Below are 26,394 nucleotides of genomic sequence, written 5' to 3'. Positions count from 1 at the left end.
CCAAGCGTGATTAACGCATGGGCAGCAAGAGGAAATGTCAATGAAAAAACTTTGGACAAATTGTCATATTGCAACTATGCAAGATGGGCAATATTCCAGTATTGAATCTGCTGCAATCGTCACTTTAGCGCAACATATTCACTGGATTGGCGCAGAAAAAGATGTTCCTGTAGATGACTATGCTGAGATCATTGACCTCAATGGCGCATGGGTGACTCCCGGTTTAATTGATTGTCATACGCATAGTGTATTTGGTGGAAATCGTAGTGTTGAGTTTGAAAAACGTTTGCAAGGTGTCAGTTATGCGGAAATCGCAGCGAGTGGCGGTGGTATTGCAAGCACTGTACGAGCAACACGTGAAGCAAGTGAGGAACAGCTCCTTGCTTCGGCACTCAAACGTATTCGTTGTATGCTTAAAGATGGTGTAACCACCATTGAAATCAAGTCGGGATATGGTCTGGACTATAGCAATGAACGTAAAATGCTCCGTGTGATTCGTCAAGTCGCTCAAACTTTACCGATGACCGTAAAAAGTACGTGTTTGGCAGCGCATGCTTTGCCACCTGAGTATCAAGATCAAAGTGATGCTTATATTGAGCATATCTGTACCGAGATGTTACCCAAACTGCATCAAGAAGGTTTAGTCGATGCAGTCGATGCTTTCTGTGAACATTTGGCATTTTCTCCTGCGCAAGTTGAACGTGTTTTTAAAGCAGCTCAAGCATTAAACTTACCAGTTAAATTACATGCAGAACAACTTTCATCTCTCGGTGGTTCAACACTTGCTGCGCGTTACCATGCTTTATCCGCAGATCATTTGGAATACATGACCGAAGCTGATGCCAGAGCCATGGCTGCTTCTGGCACAGTTGCTGTGTTATTGCCGGGGGCATTCTATTTTCTAAGAGAAACCAAGTACCCACCTTTAGACAGTTTGCAGCAACATGGTGTGCGTATCGCATTATCCAGTGATTTAAATCCAGGAACATCACCAGCCTTGTCATTACGTTTAATGCTGAATATGGGCAGTACATTATTTCGTTTAACACCAGAACAAGCACTCGCAGGTGTCACAACCTATGCCGCTTATGCACTTGGCTTACAAGACACGCATGGCACATTAGAACAGGGTAAAGTGGCGGATTTTATTGCTTGGGATATTGAGCATCCTTCTGAGATTGTGTATTGGCTTGGCGGTGATTTATCAAAACGAATCATCCAACATGGAAATGAAATCTTGATCTCAGCTTGAGATTAATTTTTATAGAGTGATATTAATAATGAATCATTCATTTAAGTGGCAAGGACGACAAGATGGGGAAGGTGATGCTCATCTTCGTCTCCATCAAGTGATCAATACCAGTCATCAGGCATCTTTTGCTTTTATTGGCTTTAGTTCAGATGAAGGTGTTAAACGCAATCATGGACGCTTAGGTGCAGCTGATGCACCAGACATGATTCGTGCGCAATTGGCAAATTTACCTGTACATCAACCTGTGACCATTATCGATTTAGGCACAGTGCTTTGTGATCATGCTGAACTTGAAATAGCACAGGCAGAATTGGCGCATCAAGTCGAACGTAGTTTAAATTCCGATATGAAACCGATTGTGTTAGGCGGTGGGCATGAAGTTGCCTTTGGCAGTTTTTCTGGTTTATTTCAATACATTCAAAATAATCATCTGAATAAGAAAATCGGCATTATTAACTTCGATGCACACTTTGATTTGCGTGAAGCTGAACAGGTCACTTCAGGCACACCTTTTTTAAATGCAGCTAAACTAGCAGAACAGTTTGATCAAGAATTTAACTACATGTGTATCGGCGTTGCCAAGCATTCAAATACTAAAATTTTGTTTGACACAGCAGAGCGTTTAAACTGTAATTATATTTACGATTATGAATTAAAACTGCAAAATGTTGAAAATTTAATCTTAAGAATAAATAATTTTATTAAAAAAGTAGACTATTTGTATATTACGGTTGACCTTGATGTATTTAACGCTAGCATTGCGCCGGGTGTCAGCGCACCTGCGGTGAAAGGAATCGATTTATCTATTTTTGACCCATTATTAGAAGCCATTAAAAAAACTGGCAAGATCAAAGTTTTTGATGTGGCTGAATGTAATCCGCGGTTTGATTTGGACAACAGAACTGCCAAATTAGCCGCTTATATCATTTTTAACTACATATTTGATTGATGATTCAAGTGACTTCATCAAAAGGATAAGCAAAGTATGTCTAATTTATCTTATATCTCTCAAAATAACGGTCCATGGTCTACCTACCTCGAACAAATCGAGCGAGTTACACCGTATTTAGAACATCTGAAAGATTATGTCGACACGTTAAAGCGACCAAAGCGTGCTTTGATTGTCGATGTACCAATTGTGATGGATGATGGCACAATCCGTCATTTCGAAGGCTATCGCGTTCAACATAACTTATCGCGTGGTCCAGGTAAGGGCGGTATTCGTTACCATCCAGATGTAGATCTCAATGAAGTGATGGCACTTTCTGCATGGATGACCATTAAAACTGCGGTTTTAAATCTACCTTTTGGCGGTGCAAAAGGTGGTGTTCGTGTTGATCCTCGTCAGCTTTCTCCTCGTGAGTTAGAGCGCTTAACTCGTCGTTATACCAGTGAAATTAGCCATATCATTGGCCCACAAAAAGATATTCCAGCGCCGGATGTTGGTACCAATCCCAACGTTATGGGCTGGATTATGGATACATATTCTTCGGGTCAAGGCCATACCGTAACAGGTGTTGTTACAGGTAAGCCAATTCATTTAGGTGGTTCTTTAGGACGCATTAAAGCAACAGGTCGTGGTGTATTTATTACCGGTCAACAAGTTGCTGCAAAAATTAAACTTCCTTTAGAGGGTGCACGAGTTGCTGTCCAAGGTTTTGGTAACGTTGGTAGTGAAGCTGCATATCTATTTGCCGATTCAAAATCTATTATTGTAACGATTCAAGACCATACAGGGACGATTTACAACCCTCAAGGTATTGATTTGGCAGCTTTAAAAACCTATTTAGAAAGCAATCAAGGTGTGGGTGGCTTTGCTGGTGCTCAAGCGATTAGCGATGAGGATTTCTGGGATGTTGAAATGGATATCTTGATTCCTGCCGCATTGGAAGGTCAAATCACGGTTGAACGCGCACAGAAATTAACAGCGAAATTGGTACTTGAAGGTGCAAACGGTCCAACTTATCCAGAAGCAGATGATATCTTAATCCAACGTGGTATCACGGTTGTACCTGATGTGATTTGTAATGCGGGTGGTGTAACGGTCAGTTATTTTGAATGGGTTCAAGATATGTCGAGCTACTTCTGGTCGGAAGAAGAAATCAACCAAAGACTCGATAAATTAATGGTTCAAGCGATTAATGACGTATGGCAGACATCAAATGACAAAGTATGTAGTTTAAGAACGGCTGCCTTTATTTTAGGTTGTGAGCGTATCTTAAAAGCACGTATGGAACGCGGTATTTTCCCGGGCTAATTTATTTGTTGTAAGCGTGACCTTAGCGTATCTTCGCTAAGGTCATTTTTTTATCTGTTTAAAATGTATTTTAACGGTCTATTTAAACAGCGAATTTACACAATCCATTGAATAATAATTATCTTATATAGCGTCTTGTATTGCACAGTAATAACATCTCAACGATCTGAGTTCATCTTAGCAGCAACTTTGTACTGCCTTATTTTGCATATAGATTTGTGCTGTTAATTAGATAGAGTAGTCAAACCACCTCATTGTTTATACACATTATTTCTATAAAACCTTTGTTGATAAAAGAGGATTATGTTTTTGTGTGAACTTTTAGAAACTGTTGGTTATCAATTCATTTTTTTGTAATTTTGAATCCTAGATGGTTATTCTACCGTGGGGCGACAGGGATGTCGCCGTTGGGCGGGGGTACAGGACGTACCCCTCGCCAAACATGAGCAAAAACAAAGCACAGCTTTGTTTGCAGCGCAAGGTTTGGCTTTCCTAAGAAAAGTGAGGCATCGCCTGCGCAAGGGTATTTAAACTTTGAAAGTAAGGTGTGGCATTGTAAGCCTTCTTACAATCAAATAATTTATTTTTCCATGTAATTGATTTAATTGGAAATAATTAATTAATAGAAATTATATTTATGCGTCTGAGTTTTTCTAACAGGTTGACTATAGAAACACATTCTAACCTTACGCTACTGCTTGTGCTTTAAGCAAAGAAAAACTTTGTTCTCGTTCAGCATGCAATGTAATAAAAATTCATAGGCTTAATTCTAGCAATGTCGAATTATATGGATAAACCTAAGTATAGTCTGAATAAAATGGCTTAAATTTTGTAAAGTATTTGCCTTTTTATGGTTTTAATTTCACATGAATTAAACTATAAAGTATAGCTAGTATGTGAATAAATTATAGACACTTTTGCAATAAACCTTTTTAAAAAGTAGTTAAGAATATGAATAAAATATACTCAAAATACATCTATATTTTGAGCATTGGTAGCTTATGTAGCTTTGCGACTTTGTTATCAGCTGCACCGACATTGCAATACTCAAAAACCTACCAAAGCTGTATAAATACAGCAAAAACCACAGAGAACAAGCAACTGTGTATCAGTGCAGAGCATTTAGGTCAGAATGAAAGATTAAATCAGGCGGTAAAAAAACTAGCACCTAAGCTCTCAGCATATCAACAAAGCAGATTAACTGATGCTCAAGCAGAGTGGCGATCTTTGCAAAATTTTAAAGATGATCAATGTGATCAAGCTGCATTTGATGATGAAAATGCAGTTAAACCTTCGGGTAAAAACTTAACTGCATTGGATTGTGACCGACAGTCGCTTGAACGTGTGGCTGAACGCGCTTATGAATTGGAACAAGGCAATGTGCGGGCTGAGTATTATCTTGATCCATAATTTATGATTGCTCATGATGTCTAAAGCATCGAAGTGTTTTATAAAAAAATTTTATTGGTTTTAGTGTAGATAAATCACCAGCGTAAGCAAAAGGAAACTTTCTTATGATCAGTAAACAACAATTGACAACCAGTACAAGCAATAGCCGACAGCACCAGAATAGGGCGGCTAAACATAGAGCCGCAGCTATTTGGGCTGTATTCACATTCGGCTTGTTACTCACGGGCTGTGTTTCAACACCTAATCCTGTACAACAGGCTGCTGATAAATTGGTTGGGAAACATGTAAATAAAGCAATCGGAATCTTTGGCTCACCAACTTATCGCGTCCCCGCGAGTAAATTAGGTGGCTCTGCAATGTGGGAAAATTCGATTGTTTCACAACGTGTCGTACAGCAATTTGTACAAACGGGGACTGAATATGCAGGTCAGCGTGTCGTTGGCCAAACCGGCGGACAAGGGGTTGTTGGCGCTATTTATGAAAATCAATATCGTCCAACAGGGTACTATCAAAATGCCGTACAAGAGCATGCTCAATACCTTTGTAATATCACAGCACTGACGGGTCCAGGTGATATTATTACGAGTATTATGGTGATCGGATGTAAACAGAGCAAAGATGGTTTGTGATCCTTAAAAGCCAAATATAGCTTTAATCTGACAGATATACGATAAAATGGATAACTGTCAGATACGGTTGGCGAGAGTATCATTTTTAGAAGGCAACGATGATCAAAATATTCTGTTCAAAGGCGCATACATCCATTGAGCAAAATAATTCTTATTCATGTGTCTTTTCTATTTATTTTTCCCTAAATTTTTCTAGGGTGGAACAGTTAAAATAAACATAGGTAATGGTGTGATTTAAATCATTTTAAGCATTTCACTCAATAGAACATATGACTTTCGAAATACACTAAAATGATGTGCAACTTCAAGCAATTCTTAGTTAGCCTCATGATATCTGTAGTGCCTATAGTAAAGGCATATAGCCATGGGGAAATAAAATAATACAGGTATTTTTCTGGTTTAATTTACAGCTTATTCAGTTTATTTTTATGAGGCAATATATTCGTCATTTGCTCATTTTCGCATGGTTTATATACTGATTTAAAGTCGCTAAAACACCATTGACCAAAGCCAAATGATTATCTTCAAGAAATTTTCTTAAAAATTATGTGAAGGGAAACCATTTAAAAATCATGAAAATAAATTAAACAATGGTAAAAATATTGTAGTAATACTAAGTAAAAAAGAATAAAATTCAATCAAATTCTGTTTTGCAAATGACCTCATGAAACTGAAAAAACTCATATTTTGTTTAAAGTTAAATCTGAGAAAACTTATTCTTTTTTTAGCAATATTCAGCATCGCCATTCTATTTATTGCTTCACTTTTCGTGAATTATTCTATTCAAAAAAAAGAACTATTAGATACTTCTCTTTCAGTAAATATGGAATATGCCACTAAGATTGCCCAAAAAACGGATTCTCAAATTCAGACTGTATTAAAGCAGTTAAATTATAGTGCCACTTTACTGGGGGATTCATTTAATGACGAGCAATTTAAACAGTCAGAAGTAGACCGACTTAAATTTCAATCGAATTACTTTGACAGTGTGATTATTTCAGATAAATACGGACATGTACTGAATTATTCACCGTCAAAAATTGCCATTAATAAAAATGTGGTGAATACAACACTTGGATTTAAACAATCCATTGAAACGCAAAACACGGTGATCACAAGCCCATATTACTCAATTAAAAACAATTTAATTGTTTTTATTTCACAGCCTATTTTTGATAAAAACAAAAAGTATCTGGGCTTTATTGGTGGGGCAATTTATTTAAAAGAAAAAAATATCATTAATGAATTATTAACACTGAGCTTTAACTATAAAGACAGCTATATGTATGTATTGGATAGCAATAGAAAAATTATTTTTCATCCCGATGCGAGTCGAATCGGTACTCTTGCAACAGACAATACCGGCCTTAACTATATGTCTACTCATATGATTGGAAAAATAAGACTGATTAATAGTAAAGGGGTAGATAATTTAGCGGGTTTTGCCCGAGTAAGCCATACTAACTGGATCATTGTTTCGCAACAACCAACCCATAAGCTTTTAGAAAAAGTTCCATATCTGATTTATAAAATTATTGCTTATATGCTTGGTTTTTATATTTTAATCTTTTTGATTATTTGGAAGATATCATATTATATCTCAGCACCATTAAACCGCTTAGCAACCATGGCGAGCCATCTCAATAATCCAGAGACCGCAACTCAAATTAAAAATGTAGATGCCTTATATTATGAGGTGAGAAATTTTAAACGCTCACTGTTACAGAGCTCTTCAAATTTTAAGAAAAAAATATCTACACTCAATCATTATGTAAATACAGACCCATTAACAGGATTTTATAACCGTAGAGGGATGGAGTTACATATTGAACGCTTAATGAAAAATGACGCACCATTTGCAATTATTGCTGTGGATATCGATTATTTTAAAAAAATTAATGATCAATATGGACATGAAAAAGGTGACTTGGTCCTGACCAAGACTGCACAAAATATTAAAGATTGTGTGAGAAGTATTGATGTTTGTTGTCGGATTGGTGGAGAAGAATTTGTGATTCTAAGCCCTATCGATAGCCAAAATTTAACCATTAATATTGCAGAACGGATTCGGCAGGCATTAGAAGTAACGCCAATCGGAGAAATACCTGCGATTACCGTGTCGATAGGAATAGCGCATTGGCCTGAAATTTCTACCGACATCCATAAGGTGTTTAAAGCTGCCGATGAATATTTATATCTGGCAAAAAAAGATGGGCGAAATTGTATTCGTTATAAAAAATAGCATTTAAAATTGCAAACTTATCTTCAATATTTTATCTCGTTAAAAACTGCCCATAATTTTGGTTATGGGCAGTTTTTGAGTAAATTTAAGTATTATTTCAATCTTAGGATGAAAAGTGAAAAACTGTGTTGAGGCTATATCTCCGTCCAAGGGTGAGATTGATGTCTTCACAAAATAACCATAACCCGTAGGATTGAATGAGATAAAGAAAACAGTTTAATTTATATTCTGTTGATTGCTATAAATCAGGCTGATGGCTTAGCAACTCCGCCAATGATTAATTCAATAATCGAATCGCCATAATTTTTTAAACCTTTCAGATCTTCAGGGTTGGCTAAAAAGCGTAAAGCCCCATTGGTAATCATCCCAATGATATTATGCCCAGTATTTTCACAATCTAAATTCTCACGAAAAAAGCCAGAATCTACCCCGTGCTTTAAATAGTTGGCAGTAAAAATACCCGCCATTTGCATCAAGTTTTGAATAAATCTGGTCATTTCAGCATCTATTGAGGTTGCTTCAAGTAATAATAATTTTAGAGTTAGAGGATTCTCTTGTGCAAAAAGACGGAAGCGTTCAGAAATTCGCTGACATTGTTCACGGTACTCTTCAATATTATTCACTGCTTGAGGTGCATTTTCACCGGTGAGCAATGCCATGATTTTTTGCATGGTATCAGAAATAACATGCTGCAAGATATCACGTTTATTTTCAAAATGGCGATAAAAAGTACCATGACCAATGCCTAAGCGTTTGGCTATATCTGAAATCGCTGTTTGATGGTATCCACGCTCAGAAAATTCTAAAAACGCAGCTTCTAAAATATCAGCTTGTAATTGGATACGTTGGCGTTCTGCACGAGTTAAAGTTGGTTCATTCATAGGCAAAGAATACCAAATAAATATTCAAAATTGTTAAACAATGAAAATTGACAAGTCATTCCGTTTTTGACATTGTATTCCTATTGTTTATATTCTAAGCGATTTTCAACATGGAACAAATGAAAAAAAGTATCAAAGATAAAAACTTTTATAAAGTGATTATCGTGGGTGGTGGTTTTGCTGGTCTTGGTGCCGCAATCAAATTAAAACAAGCAGGGATTGAAGATTTCATATTGCTGGAAAAGGCTGCTGAAATGGGCGGGGTCTGGCGTGAAAATACCTATCCAGGTTGTGCCTGTGATGTACCATCGGCGCTCTATTCATACTCTTTTGAACAAAACCCTGCATGGTCACGAGTCTTTGCACAGCAAAAAGAAATTAAACAATATTTATTTGATGTGGTCGATAAGTACAAGGTCATGCCACATGTGCATTTGAATCGTGAAGTTTTACAAGCACAGTGGTCCGATGTAGAAAATTGCTGGATTATCCAAACCGAACAGGGCGAGTTGCGCTCTCAATTTGCAATCCTTGCTTGTGGCCCTATGCATGAACCTGTATTGCCTGATGTTAAAGGTATTGAAAGCTTTAAAGGAGAAATTTTCCATTCTTCACAATGGCGGCATGATTTGGACTTAACAGCTCAACGAGTTGCTGTGATTGGTACAGGTGCTTCGGCCATCCAGTTTGTTCCGCAGATTCAACCCCAAGTTAAACAACTGACGATCTTTCAACGTACTGCACAATGGATTTTGCCAAAGTCAGACATGCCATTACTTGCACCTGTTCGTGCCATGTTTAAGCTGTTACCGCTGACTCAACAGCTGATGCGAGGCTCAGTCTATGGAATTTTTGAAACGATAAATGGTGGAATTCAAAGTCCTGCGGCAATGAAGCAATTCCAAAAATTAGCCAAATGGCATTTAACTTACCATATTAAAAATCCGCGCCTACGAGAAAAATTAACCCCCAATTTTATTATTGGTTGTAAACGTATTTTACAATCCAACAATTGGTATCCCGCTTTAGCACAAGACAATGTGGAGGTGATTGCCAGTGGTTTATCTGAAATTAAAGGGAATACCTTAATTGCAAGTAATGGTGAACATTGTGAAGCGGATGTGATTATTCTAGGTACAGGGTTTGAGATTGCAGAACCACCCATTGCCAATCGTGTCTATAACCGTTTTGGGCAGCGTATGTCAGATGTTTGGCAGGGGAGTCCTGAAGGCTATATGGGGACAATGATAGAAAATTGTCCAAACGGCTTTCTGATGTTTGGCCCAAATGTCGCTGTGAGTTCCTCAGCATTTATTATCATTGAAGCTCAGCTTGATTACATTATCGATGCTTTGAAACAGGCAATTCAATTGGGCATCAAGACCATTGAACCAAATCCCAAAATCACCAAAGTTTTTAATGAAAAAGTCCAAGCAGCTTTGCAAACCACGGTATGGAATAAGGGTGGATGTCAAAGCTATTTTATCGATCGCAATGGACGTAACAGTACAGTTTGGCCATGGTCAACCTATAAACTTCGAGAAAAGATGAAACATTTTAATTTAGCTGAGTATCTGATTGATCATCAACCTGAGCCAAGCACAAGCTTAAAGCAAGAAGATGTTGTATGAGAAAGAGATTTTAACTTTCATCATATTCAAACCTAAATAAAGAGGATGGATATGAAATTTACCAAGATTTTAAATAAAGGATAACGCAATGTTTAAAAAACAAAAATTAAAAGACAAAGTGATTGCGATTACTGGTGCCGCACGTGGTATTGGTTTAGCTACCGCGGAAGTTTTAATTGCACAAGGTGCAAAAGTCAGTATCGGTGATCTCGATTTAGCACTTGCTGAAAAAGAAGCACAACGTATTGGTGCCAAAGCTTTTAAAGTGGATGTGCGTGATCGTGAATCATTTGCCCAATTTATTCAAAACACCATTCAACATTATGGCAGTCTTTATGCTTTAGTGAATAATGCTGGGATTATGCCGATGGGGGCTTTTCTGGATGAAGATCCCGCTTTAGCAGATGCACAAATTGATATTAACTTTCGTGGTGTCATCATTGGTATGCAATTGGCACTCCCTGAATTGCTTAAATATAAACAAGGCCATATTGTCAATATCGCATCACTTGCAGGGCGTTTTGCCTTACCTGGTTCTGCGGTTTATTCTGGAACTAAATTTGCTGTGATTGGTCTCACCGAAGCGGTTGCAGGTGAGTTTCGTGATTCAGCTATTCAGTTCACTGCAATTTTACCCAGTAAAGTACTGACAGAGCTCACCGCTGGGACTGAAAATGCGGCAAAAACGATTCCAGCAGTGACACCGCAACAGGTTGCCAATGCAGTCGTGAGTGCTTTGATTAAGCCTCGGTTATTTATTGCAGTACCTGATTACTTACAAGCAGTACATGGTGCTTATGCTTTATTACCACAATGGGTACAAACAGGCGCACGCCGTATCTTGGGGGATGATGGTATCTTGACCAAACTTGATCATTCTGCCCATTCAAGTTATGCCAAGCGAATTCATAAGTTGGCAGAATAATTGCTTATCAAAAAGAAACTTTTTAAATTAGTGCATTTGACTCAAAGTAAATACTCCACTTTGAGTCGTTTTTTATGGGTGTGGCTAAGATGGATATCATTGGATATATGTTGATGCGTATTACTATATAGCTGGTTCGGCTACATCTTATTGAAAAATTTTAAATTTATATTAGGTTGCTTGGTTTTATCTTTTGGAGCTCAGCATGATTTGTGTTGCTAAGCCAAAAAACACCGTACCCATAAACCATTTTTGTACTTTTAACCAAAGTGCGTGACGATTTAAAAATTGGGTAAATGAACTGGCAGTAAAAATCAACAGCATGTTGACGAGTAGGCTAATCACAATTTGCACAAAACCCAAACTAAGTGTTTGCACTAAAACATCGCCTTGGTGTGGTTTGATAAATTGTGGCAATAAAGCTAAGTACATCATCGCAATTTTAGGATTGAGTAGATTGGTCAAAAAGCCCATCAAAAATAGTTTTGAATTAGAATAAGACTGTTGACTGGCGATCTCAAAAGGTGAGTGAGGAGAGCGAATTGCTTTCCAACCAAGATAAATCAAGTAGAGCGCACCAGCAATTTTTAAAACATCGTATGCAATTGGAATCGTCATTAATAAAGCGGTGATCCCAAAAGCAGCACACAGCATATAAAATACAAAACCGAGCGCTGTGCCGCCCAATGAAACCATTCCCGCAGTTTTGCCCTGACATAAGGACCTTGAGATCAGGTAAATCATATTTGGGCCAGGGGTGAGTGCCATACCTAAGGCAATCAAGGCAAAAGCGAATAAAGTAGAGTCCATATGTGTAATATCAATTATTCTGTAGGGTGATGTTTTGTTGAATACATTCAGCCAGTTTGACTTTATCTTGTGGATGTAAGGTAATGAAGTAAGCACCTACACGATATTGCTCATTATCAGCAGGTTCTGAGTACGCAATTTGTGCCGTTGCTGCAATATGGAAGAAATTTTCAGGATGACTCAGGGTGACATGAATAAAGCTACCTTGTTTCATGTATTGTTGACTGGTAAAACTGAAGCCACTTTCAGAAAAATTGACTTTTTGTGGCGTTGGTAACATGGTTTGTACAATAGAATCGTAAAGAGAACCAGTAATAAGGTTTAACTTTTGGTTGAATAAGGATAAGATTCGAGCAATTTGTTGATCTTTTTCATTTAATTGTTCTAATTCGTAGTGAAGTGCATGATCAAATTGATCTAATTCTGCAAGTAGTAGAAAATAGCGCGGTAATACAAAATTAGCATCATATGGATCGTTCAGCGCAACTTCTTCAGAAATGATTTGATAGTTGATCCTTAACGCAGCATCGATTCGTGACATGACACGACGTTCATTTGCTTCATTTTGATGCTGTAACGCTTCCATAAAACACCTCGGACTAGAATGGTATGTTTAAACCAATCTCGCTGTATATAGGGTTGAGATACACTCGCGCACGGCGTAGTAATCACTTTATTTCTTTTATCGCTTTGGTTTCCATGATCGGTCTAACCTTAGGGGTTGCTGTACTGATTACAGTTTTATCTGTTATGAATGGTTTTGACCGAGAGTTAAAGAACCGTGTTTTAGGTATGATACCTCAAGCCACTGTTTCTTCAACACAAATTCTAACAGACTGGCCTGTGCTTGCAAAGAAAATTGAACAACATAAGCATGTAACTGGTGTTGCTCCATTTACACAACTACAAGGTATGCTTACCGCACAAGGACAAGTCGCTGGGATCATGGTGACCGGTATTGAACCTCAATATGAAAAGAAGGTTTCAATTATCCAAAATCATATGGTGGAAGGTAGCATAGATCAACTAAAAAAAGGTGAATATGGCATTGTTCTAGGCAAACAAATGACTGATGCGTTAGGCCTTGGTCTAAATGACAATGTTACCTTGGTTTTACCTGAAGCAACCCCTTCGCCAGCAGGCGTTGTACCACGTTTTAAACGTTTTAAAATCGTCGGTATTTTTAGTATAGGTGCAGAAGTTGATTCGAGTTTAGGTTACATCGCACTCAATGATGCATCTACACTATTACGTCTACCTGACGGTGCGCAAGGTGTGCGTATGAAACTGGATGATATTTTCCAAGCGCCACAGGTTGCCAATGAAATTGTTCGTGAGTTACCGAGCGGTTTCTATGCCTCAGATTGGACCTATACGCATGGTAATTTATTCAGCGCAATCCAAATGGAAAAGGCAATGGTCAGTCTATTGTTATTCCTCATCGTGCTTGTTGCTGCATTTAATATTGTGTCTTCATTGGTCATGGTTGTGACGGATAAAAAATCAGACATCGCGATTCTAAGAACATTAGGTGCGTCACCAGCAACAATTACCCGCATTTTTATGGTGCAAGGGACTGTGATTGGTGTGGTTGGAACGGTTGCTGGTGCAATTTTGGGGATTATCTCTGCATTAGGAATCAGTAACTTTATTGGCTGGTTGAATACTGCATTTGGATTACATTTATTCGATGCTTATTTTATCAACTACTTACCTTCTTATTTAAGATGGCAAGATGTAGTGGTGATTGTCAGCTTGTCCTTGGGGCTAAGTTTTATTGCAACCATTTATCCTGCATTGCGAGCAGCTAAAATTCAACCTGCGGAGGCGCTTCGTTATGAATAGTGCTACACAAAGTCCATTGGTTTTAGAGGCACAAAATATCTATAAAACGTTTACGGATGGTAAATCGCATGTAGACGTGATTACAGGTTTATCTTTGCAAGTTGGGCAAGGTGAGTTTGTCTCTATTGTAGGTTCAAGTGGTTCAGGTAAAAGCACACTCTTACATATTTTGGGCGGACTTGATCGTCCGACCCAAGGTCTTGTCAATTTAAATGGCAAACGTTTTGATAACTTAGGTGAAGCTGAACGCGGCTTTTTACGCAATGAACATTTAGGTTTTGTTTATCAGTTTCATCATTTATTGCCTGAATTTACTGCGCTTGAAAATGTCGCGATGCCGTTGATGTTAAGAAAAGATGCCGAATATAAAAAGGTTAAAGAACGTGCTGAATATTTGCTTGAACGGGTTGGATTATCACATCGTTTAACGCATCAACCTGGTGAGCTATCGGGGGGTGAACGTCAACGTGTGGCTTTAGCACGTGCCTTGGTCACACAACCGAAGTTGATGTTAGCCGATGAGCCGACAGGGAATTTGGATCGCAAAACAGCAAAATCTATTTTTGAATTACTGCGTGATTTGCGTGAGGAATTTAATATGGCTATGTTGATTGTGACGCATGATGAGCAACTGGCAAAATCAGCTGATAGAATCCTACATATGCAAGATGGTATCTGGATCGATGGTTAAGTCAGCATTTATTTTGATGATATCATGCTGAATTGATGTATAATTTTTAAACTTAAGCCCAATCCGATTGGGCTTAATCAATAAATAAACACTGAAAACAATAAATAGAAAACTATGTATATGTACATTGCTTTAATCGGATGGATATTGGGTATCTCGTTTATGGGATATTATTCACCCGCTTATTTAAATCTCTTGATGTGGATCAGCTTAGCATTAAGCCTAGTGTTATGTGTATGTCGATGCTTAAACTATAGCTTGATCAATTCTGTTGTATTTAAGTTGGTTTCTCTCAGTGTAGTGGGGATATCAAGTGGTCTCCTTGGTTTTTATTATGCAGATTCCGCACTCGAAAAAAGATTAAGTTTACGTGATACACCACCTCATCAAATTGAAAAAATTATTTATATTTCTAACATAAATAGCATTAAGCAAACAGACTCATCCTCCAATACTCAATTGTCAAAAGCTCAACAGCGTATCCAACAAAAAGTATTGCTACTCGAACCCAACAAAGTCAGACAAATGTTGATGTATCTGGATGGCTCACAGTCTGAAATGATCCAGCTGGGACAATATTATCGGGTTACAGGGCACATCAAACCGATTCATGGTTATGCTGTAGCTGGGGTGTTTGATAAAGAAAAATGGTTTCTACAAGAAAATATTCTGGCTGTATTCAAGCCCCACTCGGTTGAACATATCGATGAAAATCAAGTGAAGCAATTGGGCTATAGCAGCTTTGTTGAGCAACAAAATAGTGTGCGATATAGAATTCAACTTAGTATCGAGAACTTACGTTTAAAGTTTCGCGATTTAATTGCCGATTCTTCATTAAAAAATAAGGGTTTAGTCCTCGCATTATTGACAGGGGATGAAAGTCTCTTGGCAAATGAAACTCAAGACCTGTTTAAGACCATGGGTATTTCCCATTTACTTGCAATCTCTGGGCCGCACGTATTAATTTTTGCAACATTGTTTTGCTTTCTATTTAATTCAATCATTAAAAAAGTTTATCCACAGATTTTTTTAAATATTCCACAACTTTATTTATTGGTTTATCCATTTTTAGCCTGTGTGGTGTTTTATAGTGCTTTTGTTGGTTTTGAAATTCCTGCATTAAGAACCATGCTAACAGTCTCAATTCTAAGCGTTATTATTTTATTCAAGCAAAAAATTCAACCACTTAAACATTTATTATTGACGGCCAGTATTTTATTGCTGCTTGATCCTTTTAGTATCTTATCTTCTGCTTTCTGGCTGTCCTTTGGTTCATGTTTTATTTTGATTCGCGTCTATCAAACGGTTCAACAACATGCTCTCCCAACTGTAGAGACATGGAAGACCAAGACTAAGCTATTTATACGGGTATTGATTGATTCACAATGGAAAATATTTATTGCATTACTGCCAATGGTGCTGTGGATTTTTCAACAATTTTCGTGGATTACACCCTTGAGCAATTTGCTTGCAATTCCGATGATTGGCGCACTGATTGTTCCCATTGAAGTTTTGGCCGCATGTATAAGTATGCTATTTGAACCTTTGGGATTATGGCTTTTCACGATTTCTGATCTTTTATTGTCTATGTTGCTGTACCTACTGGAAAGATTAGATCAGCTACTCAATTTTAAATTGAATTGGTGGGCATTTAATTCTCTAGAAATCGTTTGTATTGCTTTGGCTGTGTTTATTTTATTTTTGCCCAAAGGTGTGCTGCCAAAATTTTGGGCAATACTCTGTTTAATCCCCTTAATGATCTCGCATAAGAGTTCTGTAATATTTCAACTGGATATCATAGATGTTGGGCAAGGGCAGGCCATTTTTTTAAACCTACCCCAACATAAAATGCTGATTGATACAGGCGGTTCATTTGATGAAGCAAGATTTAGTATCGGCAAAAATGTCATCATTCCATATCTGATGCGACAAGGAATTGCCCAATTGGATCAGGTGGTTTTGACGCATTTAGATCAAGACCATAGTGGTGCATTTGCAGAAATACAGAAAGTGATCAAAATGAACAAAGTCTATTCAAATGAAACAGATACACGTTTTAACCTACATGACTTTGACTATTGCCATCAAGGACAATATTGGCAATATGAAGATGTTCGAATTTCAGTTTTGGCACCTGATAAAAATAGCCTAAGTAAAGCTGCCTATGATCGAAATGAACTGTCTTGTGTGATCTATATCCAAGTCCCTCAGTCAAAGTCATATCAAAACTTTTTATTGATGGGGGATGCAGGATGGGAAACCGAATTTAAGCTGTTAACACAATATCCCGATTTAAAGGTCGATGTCTTAGTACTGGGTCATCATGGCAGTAAAAATAGTTCTTCTTATGCCTTTTTAAAGCAGTTACAACCTAAACTTGCGATTGTATCGGCTGGATATGCCAACCGTTATGGCCATCCACATCCGATTGTATTGAAACGGTTAGACGTGTTGAACATTCCAGTCAAAACCACGATTGAACAAGGTTCTATTCAATTTAAGCTAAATCCGCAAGGGCAGATGGCGATGACCGGTAATCGCCAAACTTTAAAGTGGCTCACTTTCAGTGATCGCATCATTGCGGACTGAAGTGACCATTTCCATCGCTTCTTTATTGGGTACATTATAAATTTGTTTGAGTTTTGGATGAGCTTTAAAGCGTTTATAACTCCAGTGGTAGTGTTCTGGATATTGGCAGATTAATTTTTCCAGCGCAGTGTAAATGATATGCGTACCTTGATTGGCATCCACCTGATAGATCTTTTCATCAATCGGCTGAACCACCATATCAAAACCCTGATGGTCATTTCGGATCGCATATAAGAAAAGTGCTTTGGATTTGGTCTTTTGGATCAGTTTGGCACTTAAATTACTCGAAGAGAGTGGAATCCCAAAATATTTAATCAGTTCTCCACCTTGGTGAGGTGAATGGTCAGGCAAAATCACGGTTGTACCACCTTGTTTTAACGCCCTAAATATTTGTCGTACCCCAGACTCATCTGTTGGAACCAATGTGGCATTTTCACGACTTCGCGCTGCACGTACAAAACGATCTGCACTTTCATCCTTAATCGGTTCATACATAATGGTCATTTGGGTATATTGGGCAAACCATGCATTCATAATTTCCCATGTACCGAAATGAGGCACGATCAATACCAGCCCTTTTTTTTCAGCAATGGCCTCATGAAAATAGTGTTCACCTTCAACATGATGAATACGATCGATATTTTTTTGATTGGAACTCCCCCAAACCGTAAAGAACTCCATATAAGATTGGAGTTCATTACGAATCGCCTGTTCTGTAATTTTCTCGCGTTTAGGTTTATCAAGATCTGGAAAGCAAATTTCAATATTTAGACGAATGGTTTCAGATGTTTTTGTGATATGTAATAAATTGACCAGTCCTGCCAAAATACGCGCGATAAAACGCGCGATTGGGATCGGCAGTCGGCTGAAAAAATTGAGGAGTCGCGAAGTTGTAGTCTTATGTTTATCAGTCATCTGGATCTAAAATTAATGCAGAAGTTAAGTAATGGTGAGATTTAGCAAATTATTATAAGTTAAATCGTAATGATTAAATAGATTATACGGATTCCGTGTATATAATGAAGCATGAATAATTAATTTGGATGGTATAAATGTCAGATTGGCCGCCGAAACCTCAAAATGACAATACAAATTTGAATTCCTCTGCGGGCCAACAGCCTACAGGACAGGAATGGAAGATCTTAGAGAAAGCTGTTCTTGCTTCAGTTGAAGAACAACGTCGTACTCGTCGTTGGGGAATCTTCTTTAAAATACTCACTTTTCTTTATATTCTGTTTGTCTTAGTTGCACTGGGTAAGAGTTGTTCATTATCTGGTTCAGACGATGCAACAATAACCTCAGAGAATCATTTAGGCGTCGTCAATATTGTTGGTACGATTGATTCAAGCAGTCAAGGCGTAAATAGTACTGATACGATTAAATCATTAAAGAAAGCCTTTGAAGCAAAGTCTGCCAAAGCTGTTGTATTGAATGTGAATTCACCTGGTGGATCACCAGTTCAGTCTGATGATATTTGGCAAGAGATTCAGTATCTTAAAAAACAGAATCCAGAGAAAAAAGTCTATGCTGTGATTGGTGATATGGGTGCTTCAGGTGCTTACTATATTGCATCAGCAGCAGATGAAATTTGGGTAAATCCATCGAGTTTGGTGGGGTCAATCGGTGTAATTATGCCGAACTATGGTGTAAATGGTTTAGCCCAAAAATTAGGTGTTGAAGACCGTACCATGACTTCGGGAAGTAATAAAGACATACTCAGTATGACCAAGCCGATTAATCCAGAACAACGTGCGCATATTCAAGCTTTATTGGACAATGTTCATGATCACTTTATCGATGCTGTGAAAAAAGGCCGTGGTGAAAAGCTGAAATCGAAAGATCCAGCGATCTTCTCTGGCTTATTCTGGACAGGTGACCAAGCCATTAAATTGGGTATCGCAGATAAAGCAGGAAATATCGAAACATTGAAACGCGAATTAAAAGTGAAAAAGACAGTCAATTATACAGTTGAGCGTAGCCCATTTGATTCCGTTCTAGGCCGTTTAGGTTCAGAAATGGGGAATGGCTTAGGTGAAGCTGTGAGCCAAAAACTGGGTATGAACCAAGATGTGAAAATGCAATAGTCTAGGTTTTATGGATCAGTAAACAGTAATATAGCGGTAGCATTGCTGTTTACTGATCCAACCTGTATGAAGTAAAACAAAGTGTATGAAAAAAAGAAAAATGAAAAATTAAGCCAAGCACAATCTTAAAGCTCTATTTTCTTGTTAGCTTAAGCCTTTATAACAGCTTTAAACCTGTTTAATTCATTTGAGTGGCATCGCTAAGTGTAAAATAAGAGCACGGAGTTCACTTAAAATGTTTAACTGAATCCTATTTATCGGCTACAGTATTTTCAATTCATCATATTTAGAGTGTAAAGCAAGACATGGTTAGCCTATCTCACATGAAACCTGTTATTCATTTTGCCCATGCCAATGGTGTGCCATCTCAAGTCTATACCAAACTGTTTGATTTACTGAAAGATCAATATGATGTGATTTATGTTTCTCTGTTAGGTACAGATCAACGTTATCCTATTGATAACAATTGGTCGAATTTTGCAGATCAAGTGATTGATAGTATTGTGCAACAGTCTAATGGACGTAAAGTAATTGGTTTAGGTCATTCATTAGGCGCTGTGGCAACTTTTTTAGCCTCATTTAAGCGTCCAGATTTATTTGAACAAGCGATTTTATTGGATCCTCCTTTGATTATGGGGACCGCCTCCTTTATTTTTAATCTTGCAAAGAAATTTTATCCTCAAAAAATCGATGCAATGACACCAGCGCATCTCAGCATACGCCGTCGAGATCATTGGGAATCACGTCAACAAGCCGCAGAGTTGTTACGTCCAAAGGGGTTTTATCAACATTTTGATGCAGATTGTTTTCAGGCTTATATCGATTATGCGCTAACAGAAGACCATGTTCGTGGTGGCGTAACTTTGACTATTCCTAAAGAAGTTGAAGTTGCAATTTTTAGAACAGGTCCTTCTTATTGGTGGTTACCGCATCCACAGCCACAAGTTCCTGTACATTTGGTGATTGGTTCAGAAAGTCCTTTTTTAAAACGTAAATTTCCACAAATAGCTAAAAAGAAATTTAATATTCCTTTTACCCTGACGGCTGGAGGACATATGTTTCCTTTGGAACATCCAGTTGAAACTGTTGAATTAATTAAAAAGCTGATTCAACAAAATTTATCTAATACCCATTAATCAGTCGTTGAATGAGTGGCAGGTTGTACCTCTCGCTAAATAAAGGTTTTTTATTACGGCCTAGCGCTAAAAAGTCAGCTGTTTTTCCCATAAATTGATTCAAATCTTTTTATGTCAAACGTAGCAGTTCAAGCGACTGTGCTGCTATAAACCTATTGTTATATAAGGTTACTACACAGACAAATTTCGTTTAGCCATAAAAAATGCATCCGAGGATGCATTTTTTCGACAGTATTTTAAATCAAGCAATACTTAAAGCTGGCAAAATTGAATTGGCTGTTTAAGTGCTTGTCCCTTATATAAAACCTGACCATTTTCCAAGTGTTGAATGGTGCCATTACAGATCCACTCAACTGCTTGAGGATAAATTAAATGCTCAAGTACATGTACACGTGCTGCAAGGGATTGCACATTATCATGTAGATCGACTGTTAAAACACCCTGAGTCAACGCTTGTCCAGCATCTAACTCAGCAGTGACATAATGCACAGTACACCCGTGTAAAACATCACCGGTATTTAAAACACGTTGATGTGTATGCATGCCTTTGTAATAGGGCAATAGTGAAGGGTGGATGTTGACCATTTTCCCTTCCCATGCTTGGACAAATTTGGCACTGAGAATACGCATAAAACCAGCGAGAATGACTAAATCAACATCCCAATCCAGTAATTGTTGATGCATGACAGCATCAAAAGTTTCACGATCAGGATAGTGTTTATGCTCAATCACCGTGGTTGCAATGCCTGCTTTTGCAGCGCGTTCTAAGGCAAACGCTTCAGGTTTATTGGAAATGACCCCCACGATTTGCCCTGAAAGATTGGCATCAATCAAGGCTTGAAGGTTACTTCCACTGCCTGAGACAAGTACAGCAATTTTAATCATGTGAGAGACTTATGCAAAAATCACACGAATTTTTTCATCTGCGCCTTCAATAGAAGCCGCATTTTCTTGAATATGACCAATTGTCCATGCTTTTTCGCCTTGAGCAGTCAAAACTTCAATAGTTTTGTCAGCATCAGCAGCATCAACTGCGATGACCATACCCACACCACAGTTAAATGTACGGTACATTTCAAATTGTTCTACAGCACCTTCACGTTGTAAAAGTTTGAACAATTCAGGCCATTGCCAAGACGATTCATTAATCACCGCTTGAGCACCATTTGGAAGTACACGAGGTAAATTACCAGGTAAACCGCCGCCTGTGATGTGTGCCATTGCATGGACATCAACTTGTTTGCACAGTTCAAGTACTGGTTTTACATAAATACGTGTTGGTTCCATTGCAACATCTGCAAGCGGACGACCATCTACAATTTGAGTTAAATCGACGTTTTTCACGTCTAAGATTTTACGAAGTAAAGAGTAACCGTTTGAGTGTGCACCAGAAGAGGCTAAGCCGATAAGAACATCACCTGCTTTTACTTTGGTACCATCAATGATTTTGCTTGCTTCAACCACACCCACAGAAAAGCCTGCGAGGTCATAGTCTTCACCTTCATACATTCCAGGCATTTCAGCAGTTTCACCACCGACCAATGCGCAGCCTGCAAGCTCACAACCTTTACCAATACCCGTCACAACATTTGCAGCAACATCAACATTTAAATGTCCAGTTGCGTAATAATCGAGGAAGAATAGAGGTTCAGCACCACATACAAGAAGATCGTTTACACACATTGCAACCAAGTCTTGACCAATCGTGTCATGACGATTTAAGTTCAATGCTAAACGTAATTTTGTACCGACACCATCTGTACCAGATACAAGAACAGGTTCTTCATAACCTTTAGGGATTCTGCAAAGTGCGCCGAAGCCGCCTAAACCACCCATTACTTCAGGGCGTGTTGTACGTTTAGCGACAGATTTGATTCGATCGACAAGTGCGTCGCCCGCTTCAATATCGACACCAGCGTCTTTATAGCTTAAACCAGTGTTTGGGGTAGAAGTTGAGTTGCTCATAATTGAAGTCTCCGCATTCGCGCGGGGATTATACCCGAATATACGAAACTCTTATGTTATTTCTGCACTAAAATGCTATCTTTATGAAAATATTTTCCCCTCCATAACGAATAAATTTGAAAAAGGCGTGATTCGATGCACGATCGGACTTTAAAACGAATTTTTATCCTTGCTGGAATTGCTTTAGTTTTATGGATTTTATATTTATTAAAACCTGTAGTGATTCCTTTTGTTGCGGCTTTTCTGGTTGCCTATTTATTTAGTCCAGTGGTGGATAAGCTGTCAAAAGTTTTACCAAGGTGGCTCTCTATTTCGGTGGTCTTTATTGGAATAGGCGTGTTACTGACTTGGGCAATATGGTTTGTTGTGCCCTTGGTTTGGAAACAATTAATTTATGCCCGTGACAGTATTCCTGCGGGAATCCATTGGGTGAATTCTACTTTCCTACCGTGGTTATCCAACAATTTCAATGTTGAACATATGGAATTGGATACAGACCAAATTTCTAAAGTAGTAATGGAGTATGTTCAGACCAACTATAGTGCGGACAGTATCCAAGCGATGGCTTTAAAAATTGCCCAATCTGGACTGAGTTTTATTTCGATCGGCGGAACAATTGTTTTAATTCCAATTATTGCATTCTATTTCTTGCTTGATTGGAAGCGGATGTTGGAACACTTAAAAAGTTTTATTCCTCGTCAATATGAAAGCAATGTACTTAAAATTGTTGGTGAATGTCATAGTGTTTTGGGAGCTTTTGTCAAAGGACAGTTCCTTGTGATGATTTTATTGGGAATCGTCTATGCCGTAGGCTTGCAGTTGGTGGGTTTAGAGGTCGGATTAATTATTGGTATGATTGCGGGGCTGTGCAGTATCATTCCATATCTTGGCTTTGGTGTCGGAATTATTGCGGCAGTGATTGCCTGTTTTTTCCAGTTCGGCTTAGATCCAAAACATTTATTAATGGTTCTGGCTGTATTTGGTGTAGGGCAGCTCATCGAAGGATATATTCTTCAACCGTTCTTATTGGGCGATAAAATTGGTTTATCTCCTGTAGCTGTGGTATTTGCAGTACTTGCGGGGGCTCAGTTGGGTGGCTTTGTCGGGATGTTGATCGCACTGCCAGTTGCAGCTGTTATCGTGGTTTTACTCAAGCATCTCAAAGATTTATATCAAGAAAGTCAGTTCTTTAAAGCAGAAGATACTTTAGTGACCATACAAAATAATGGCACTACTGAAACAATTTCAGTCGAAAGCGACAAAGTTGATCTTGATATTGAAGTTAAAAACACGCAAGATACTGATCAATCGATTAAAAATGATCAAAATCCACTTTAGGAATGATTTGAATATATGCGTCAATTACAGTTGGATATAGAACCACAACTGGATGCCAGAATTAGTGATTTTTCTGGGCCAGGTTGGGGACCTGTAATTGATGCTGTGCGTCAGCTTCATGCAGGGCTGATGAATCGTTTCTACATCTATGGTGGTGCTGGAACTGGAAAAAGTCATTTACTCACGGCGATTTGCGATTCTTATTTAGAGATTGGCAAATCTGCGATTAAAGTATCGTTGTTAGAATTACTTGATGCGCCCATCGAGGCAATTACCTCATTAGAAAGCTATGATTTGGTTGCCTTGGATGATATCGAGGCCATTAGTGGTGTACCACATTGGCAAAAAGCAGTATTTCATCTGATTAATAACAATAACGAAGATGGCGGACAGTTGGTGTTTTCATCACGATTTGCGCCGATAGAATTAAAGCTAGAATTACCAGACCTACAATCTCGCCTTACTCAGGCAGTCAGTGTAAAAGTACCGAGTGGACAGTCCTATGCAGATCGACATGCTTTATTGCATTCTGTGTTGGAACGTCGGGGTGTACATTTTGACCCACAAATAACGGAATATTTGCTATTACATGGGCCACATCAAACGAGTACACTACTTCAGTCTGTTGAACAGCTAGAAAAGTTATTAAAGGGTGAGAAGACGAAATTATCTCATGCAACTTTAAGACAGCTCTATGCATTGATTGATGAATATCGACAATAGTTGATTTTTACTATTGTTGAGTGCGCGTAACACAAGAAGTGAAGTCAATAGATCGGCCGATGAAAATTCTTGAGAATTTTTATTGTGTGTGACAAAGTACGCAAAAAGGACTGATAGCAAAGCGTAATGCTGGCTAATAAGAAATAATTAAAAGAAATCAAGGAGACTATAATGCTCAAACGGGGCATAGGCTTAGGATTATTATGTATTACTGGTCAGGCATTTAGTGCAAATATTACTGTGACTACCACAGACGATATTGTAAAAGCTGATAATCAGTGTTCATTAAGAGAAGCAGTTGAATACGTCAATCAGGGAATGCCTGAAGCTGGCTATAATGGTTGTGGTGGCGGCAAAGAGGTGACTGCAAAAATTATATTACAAGGCAATAAAGAGTATTCACTGAATAAGCAAATCCGAATATTAAAGGATGTCGCATTTGGTTCGACCTATGAAAGTAACGTAAATAATACACAAACGCTTGTAGGTAAAAACAATGCCATTATTAAAATGGTTGGAAAAGAACGTTTATTTCAGATCGAAAAAGATATAGATGAGAAAGCAGAGACACCACCTGCAATGCTGAAAGTTTCATTTGATGAAATTACCCTGAAAGGCTGTGGCCAAGATGTATGTGCTAAGCAAGGCGGTCTGATCTATAACAAAGAAGCATTGGGGATAAGTAATAGCCAGCTTTTAGATGGTCATGCTGAAGAAGGTGGTGCAATCTATAACGCAGGTATTTATGCAGCGAATACTTCATTAAGTATCGTTGGTATTAACAAGACCTTAATCAAAGGCAATAAAGCAGAAAAAGGTGGTGTAATTTATACCGAATTACCTGCATTTGTTATCACACAATCATTGATTCGAGATAATGAGGTTACTGATGCTACAAGTTCAAATTTTGAAACAAAAAATCAATTTTCTGAAGATGCATTAAAAGCCTTTGGCTCTACTGCGCCCTATGGGATTGAAAATAGTACGATTTTTAACAATAAAGGCTATGTGGTTAAAGTCTACGATGCTATGCAGCTCAACAATATCACCATGATCCTCAATAGTATGGGCCTTATTGTAGACGCCCCTCAAAAGAAAGGTTTTGTCGCAAATAGTATTATTGCCAAAAATGGTACACAAGATTGTACGATTGTGTCTGGTGGTGAAGCAGAACAGATCAGCAATAACCTCTATTCTTCAGGATGCAATGGTTTTAAAGCGACAGCATTGGGTAATGCGCAACTGATTGCTGGAAGTACCACAGAAGGAAAATGTGACTTTAGTACTAATGGGATTTTATGCCCATTTGCTGAGTCACCGAGTGTAGCCTTAGGTTATTTTTTACCAAGAATTTTACCAAGTTATAACTCGGCTGAAGATTCTGTGATTATTAATCACGGTCCAGAACCTCAAGATAAAATAACAGCTTGTTCGACTCTTGATCAGCGAAGTAAACAGAGAAATTCCAATTCAGAATTATGTGATCGTGGTGCGATTGAACTGGTGATTGATCTTGGAAACATTTCGACCGTAGGGCAAGATATTTTATATGGTGAAACAGCTAAATTTTCAATTTCTGATCAATTACAAGATGGTGAACTTGTTAGTGCTGAAAAGTGTAAACAAATTTTTAATCGCGAATTGGATGATAATGGTAAGCCTTGGCAAATAGGTTGTTTAAAGATTATTCAAACCAATACACCATCTAAAGGCACCATGACGATAAATCAGGCAGGTGATATTGTGTATACACCGAACGGTCAATGGCAAGGTTCTGATGAATTTAAAATTAATGTGGTGACATCGACCACAAGTTTTAATAAATCGGATAATCCTTATATTACGATTCCTGCACGAATTGTACAAAGAAAGCCAGATGATTTTAAAAACTATAAAGTAAAGACCTCTGGTGGAAGTTTAGGATTTCTTTCAATCATTGGACTGATTGGTTTAGCTGGCTATCGACGGATCAAGTATAAGTAAAGG

At 38.1% G+C, this 26,394-nt stretch carries 22 protein-coding genes; 16 read left to right on the top strand and 6 right to left on the bottom strand.

Annotated features, from left to right (window positions below; translation table 11 throughout):
* The first annotated feature begins 40 nt into the window (after positions 1 to 40).
* The 6 genes from hutI to L3V46_RS14160 all read left to right on the top strand — a co-directional run bounded on the left by hutI (position 41) and on the right by L3V46_RS14160 (position 7,790).
* Positions 41 to 1,252: an imidazolonepropionase gene (gene hutI, locus L3V46_RS14185; RefSeq protein WP_239046045.1), complete on the top strand. Its 1,212-nt coding sequence runs from the start codon at positions 41 to 43 to the stop codon at positions 1,250 to 1,252.
* 28 nt (positions 1,253 to 1,280) lie between these two features.
* Positions 1,281 to 2,201 (top strand): formimidoylglutamase, encoded by a 921-nt coding sequence (gene hutG, locus L3V46_RS14180; protein ID WP_239046044.1) that lies wholly within the window; start codon positions 1,281 to 1,283, stop codon positions 2,199 to 2,201.
* 36 nt (positions 2,202 to 2,237) lie between these two features.
* A complete protein-coding gene (locus tag L3V46_RS14175) occupies positions 2,238 to 3,509 on the top strand; it encodes a Glu/Leu/Phe/Val dehydrogenase (protein WP_004721791.1) in 1,272 nt (423 codons plus the stop codon).
* Positions 3,510 to 4,460: 951 nt separating this feature from the next.
* Positions 4,461 to 4,919 carry a lysozyme inhibitor LprI family protein gene (locus L3V46_RS14170; protein ID WP_239046043.1) on the top strand — a complete coding sequence of 153 codons (459 nt, stop codon included), beginning with the start codon at positions 4,461 to 4,463 and terminating at the stop codon, positions 4,917 to 4,919.
* Positions 4,920 to 5,023: 104 nt separating this feature from the next.
* Positions 5,024 to 5,548, top strand: coding sequence for a hypothetical protein (locus L3V46_RS14165; RefSeq protein WP_239046042.1), 525 nt, complete (start codon positions 5,024 to 5,026; stop codon positions 5,546 to 5,548).
* A gap of 664 nt (positions 5,549 to 6,212) precedes the next feature.
* On the top strand, positions 6,213 to 7,790 hold the full coding sequence (locus L3V46_RS14160) for a sensor domain-containing diguanylate cyclase (RefSeq protein ID WP_034617569.1): 1,578 nt from the start codon (positions 6,213 to 6,215) through the stop codon (positions 7,788 to 7,790).
* A gap of 245 nt (positions 7,791 to 8,035) precedes the next feature.
* On the opposite strand, the gene L3V46_RS14155 is transcribed toward L3V46_RS14160, so the two are convergent.
* Positions 8,036 to 8,671: a TetR/AcrR family transcriptional regulator gene (locus L3V46_RS14155; RefSeq protein WP_004820248.1), complete on the bottom strand. Its 636-nt coding sequence runs from the start codon at positions 8,669 to 8,671 to the stop codon at positions 8,036 to 8,038.
* A gap of 110 nt (positions 8,672 to 8,781) precedes the next feature.
* Between L3V46_RS14155 and L3V46_RS14150 the strand changes: the two genes are divergently transcribed.
* Positions 8,782 to 10,302: an NAD(P)/FAD-dependent oxidoreductase gene (locus L3V46_RS14150; protein WP_239046041.1), complete on the top strand. Its 1,521-nt coding sequence runs from the start codon at positions 8,782 to 8,784 to the stop codon at positions 10,300 to 10,302.
* 88 nt (positions 10,303 to 10,390) lie between these two features.
* A complete protein-coding gene (locus L3V46_RS14145) occupies positions 10,391 to 11,227 on the top strand; it encodes an SDR family oxidoreductase (protein WP_239046040.1) in 837 nt (278 codons plus the stop codon).
* A 186-nt stretch (positions 11,228 to 11,413) separates the two neighbouring features.
* Here L3V46_RS14145 and L3V46_RS14140 read toward each other — a convergent pair whose 3' ends face one another.
* Together L3V46_RS14140 and L3V46_RS14135 are read right to left on the bottom strand one after the other, a co-directional pair.
* Entirely contained in the window at positions 11,414 to 12,037 is a 624-nt protein-coding gene (locus tag L3V46_RS14140; protein ID WP_239046039.1) for a LysE family translocator, read from the bottom strand.
* 10 nt (positions 12,038 to 12,047) lie between these two features.
* Positions 12,048 to 12,623 (bottom strand): PilZ domain-containing protein, encoded by a 576-nt coding sequence (locus L3V46_RS14135; protein WP_004820257.1) that lies wholly within the window; start codon positions 12,621 to 12,623, stop codon positions 12,048 to 12,050.
* Between the two features lie 23 nt (positions 12,624 to 12,646).
* Here L3V46_RS14135 and L3V46_RS14130 point away from each other — a divergent pair, with 23 nt between their 5' ends.
* From L3V46_RS14130 to L3V46_RS14120, 3 genes are all read left to right on the top strand, one after another.
* The gene (locus L3V46_RS14130; protein ID WP_004721775.1) at positions 12,647 to 13,882 is read left to right on the top strand and encodes a lipoprotein-releasing ABC transporter permease subunit; all 1,236 of its coding nucleotides are present in this window, start codon (positions 12,647 to 12,649) and stop codon (positions 13,880 to 13,882) included.
* Entirely contained in the window at positions 13,875 to 14,573 is a 699-nt protein-coding gene (gene lolD, locus L3V46_RS14125) for a lipoprotein-releasing ABC transporter ATP-binding protein LolD (RefSeq protein ID WP_239046038.1), read from the top strand. The genes L3V46_RS14130 and lolD overlap by 8 nt, the downstream gene beginning before the upstream one ends.
* Positions 14,574 to 14,693: 120 nt before the next feature.
* The gene (locus tag L3V46_RS14120) at positions 14,694 to 17,162 is read left to right on the top strand and encodes a DNA internalization-related competence protein ComEC/Rec2 (protein ID WP_239046037.1); all 2,469 of its coding nucleotides are present in this window, start codon (positions 14,694 to 14,696) and stop codon (positions 17,160 to 17,162) included.
* Here the strand turns inward: L3V46_RS14120 and L3V46_RS14115 are convergent.
* Positions 17,121 to 18,077 (bottom strand): lysophospholipid acyltransferase family protein, encoded by a 957-nt coding sequence (locus L3V46_RS14115; RefSeq protein ID WP_239046036.1) that lies wholly within the window; start codon positions 18,075 to 18,077, stop codon positions 17,121 to 17,123. The two genes, L3V46_RS14120 and L3V46_RS14115, sit on opposite strands and share 42 nt — an antisense overlap.
* 137 nt (positions 18,078 to 18,214) lie before the next feature.
* Here L3V46_RS14115 and sppA point away from each other — a divergent pair, with 137 nt between their 5' ends.
* A complete protein-coding gene (gene sppA, locus L3V46_RS14110; RefSeq protein ID WP_034613188.1) occupies positions 18,215 to 19,246 on the top strand; it encodes a signal peptide peptidase SppA in 1,032 nt (343 codons plus the stop codon).
* Positions 19,247 to 19,569: 323 nt separating this feature from the next.
* Entirely contained in the window at positions 19,570 to 20,382 is an 813-nt protein-coding gene (locus tag L3V46_RS14105) for an alpha/beta hydrolase (RefSeq protein WP_239046035.1), read from the top strand.
* A gap of 252 nt (positions 20,383 to 20,634) precedes the next feature.
* On the opposite strand, the gene purN is transcribed toward L3V46_RS14105, so the two are convergent.
* Together purN and purM are read right to left on the bottom strand one after the other, a co-directional pair.
* Positions 20,635 to 21,267: a phosphoribosylglycinamide formyltransferase gene (gene purN, locus L3V46_RS14100; RefSeq protein WP_004721762.1), complete on the bottom strand. Its 633-nt coding sequence runs from the start codon at positions 21,265 to 21,267 to the stop codon at positions 20,635 to 20,637.
* Between the two features lie 9 nt (positions 21,268 to 21,276).
* The gene (gene purM, locus L3V46_RS14095; RefSeq protein ID WP_004721761.1) at positions 21,277 to 22,347 is read right to left on the bottom strand and encodes a phosphoribosylformylglycinamidine cyclo-ligase; all 1,071 of its coding nucleotides are present in this window, start codon (positions 22,345 to 22,347) and stop codon (positions 21,277 to 21,279) included.
* Between the two features lie 135 nt (positions 22,348 to 22,482).
* Between purM and cxpE the strand changes: the two genes are divergently transcribed.
* The 3 genes from cxpE to rbtA all read left to right on the top strand — a co-directional run bounded on the left by cxpE (position 22,483) and on the right by rbtA (position 26,391).
* Positions 22,483 to 23,685, top strand: a complete 1,203-nt coding sequence (gene cxpE / locus L3V46_RS14090; protein WP_004721760.1) for a chloramphenicol efflux transporter CxpE — start codon at positions 22,483 to 22,485, stop codon at positions 23,683 to 23,685.
* A 15-nt stretch (positions 23,686 to 23,700) separates the two neighbouring features.
* A complete protein-coding gene (hda, locus tag L3V46_RS14085) occupies positions 23,701 to 24,408 on the top strand; it encodes a DnaA regulatory inactivator Hda (protein ID WP_004721759.1) in 708 nt (235 codons plus the stop codon).
* A gap of 171 nt (positions 24,409 to 24,579) precedes the next feature.
* Complete coding sequence (rbtA, locus tag L3V46_RS14080; RefSeq protein WP_239046034.1) at positions 24,580 to 26,391, top strand: rhombotarget A; 1,812 nt, start codon at positions 24,580 to 24,582, stop codon at positions 26,389 to 26,391.
* Positions 26,392 to 26,394 lie beyond the last annotated feature (3 nt).

Origin of the sequence: Acinetobacter sp. AG3, from assembly GCF_022343575.1 — a bacterium.
Lineage (GTDB): Bacteria > Pseudomonadota > Gammaproteobacteria > Pseudomonadales > Moraxellaceae > Acinetobacter > Acinetobacter guillouiae.
Note: the sequence above shows the minus strand (reverse complement) of the source record. Positions and strands in the feature narration are given on the sequence as shown.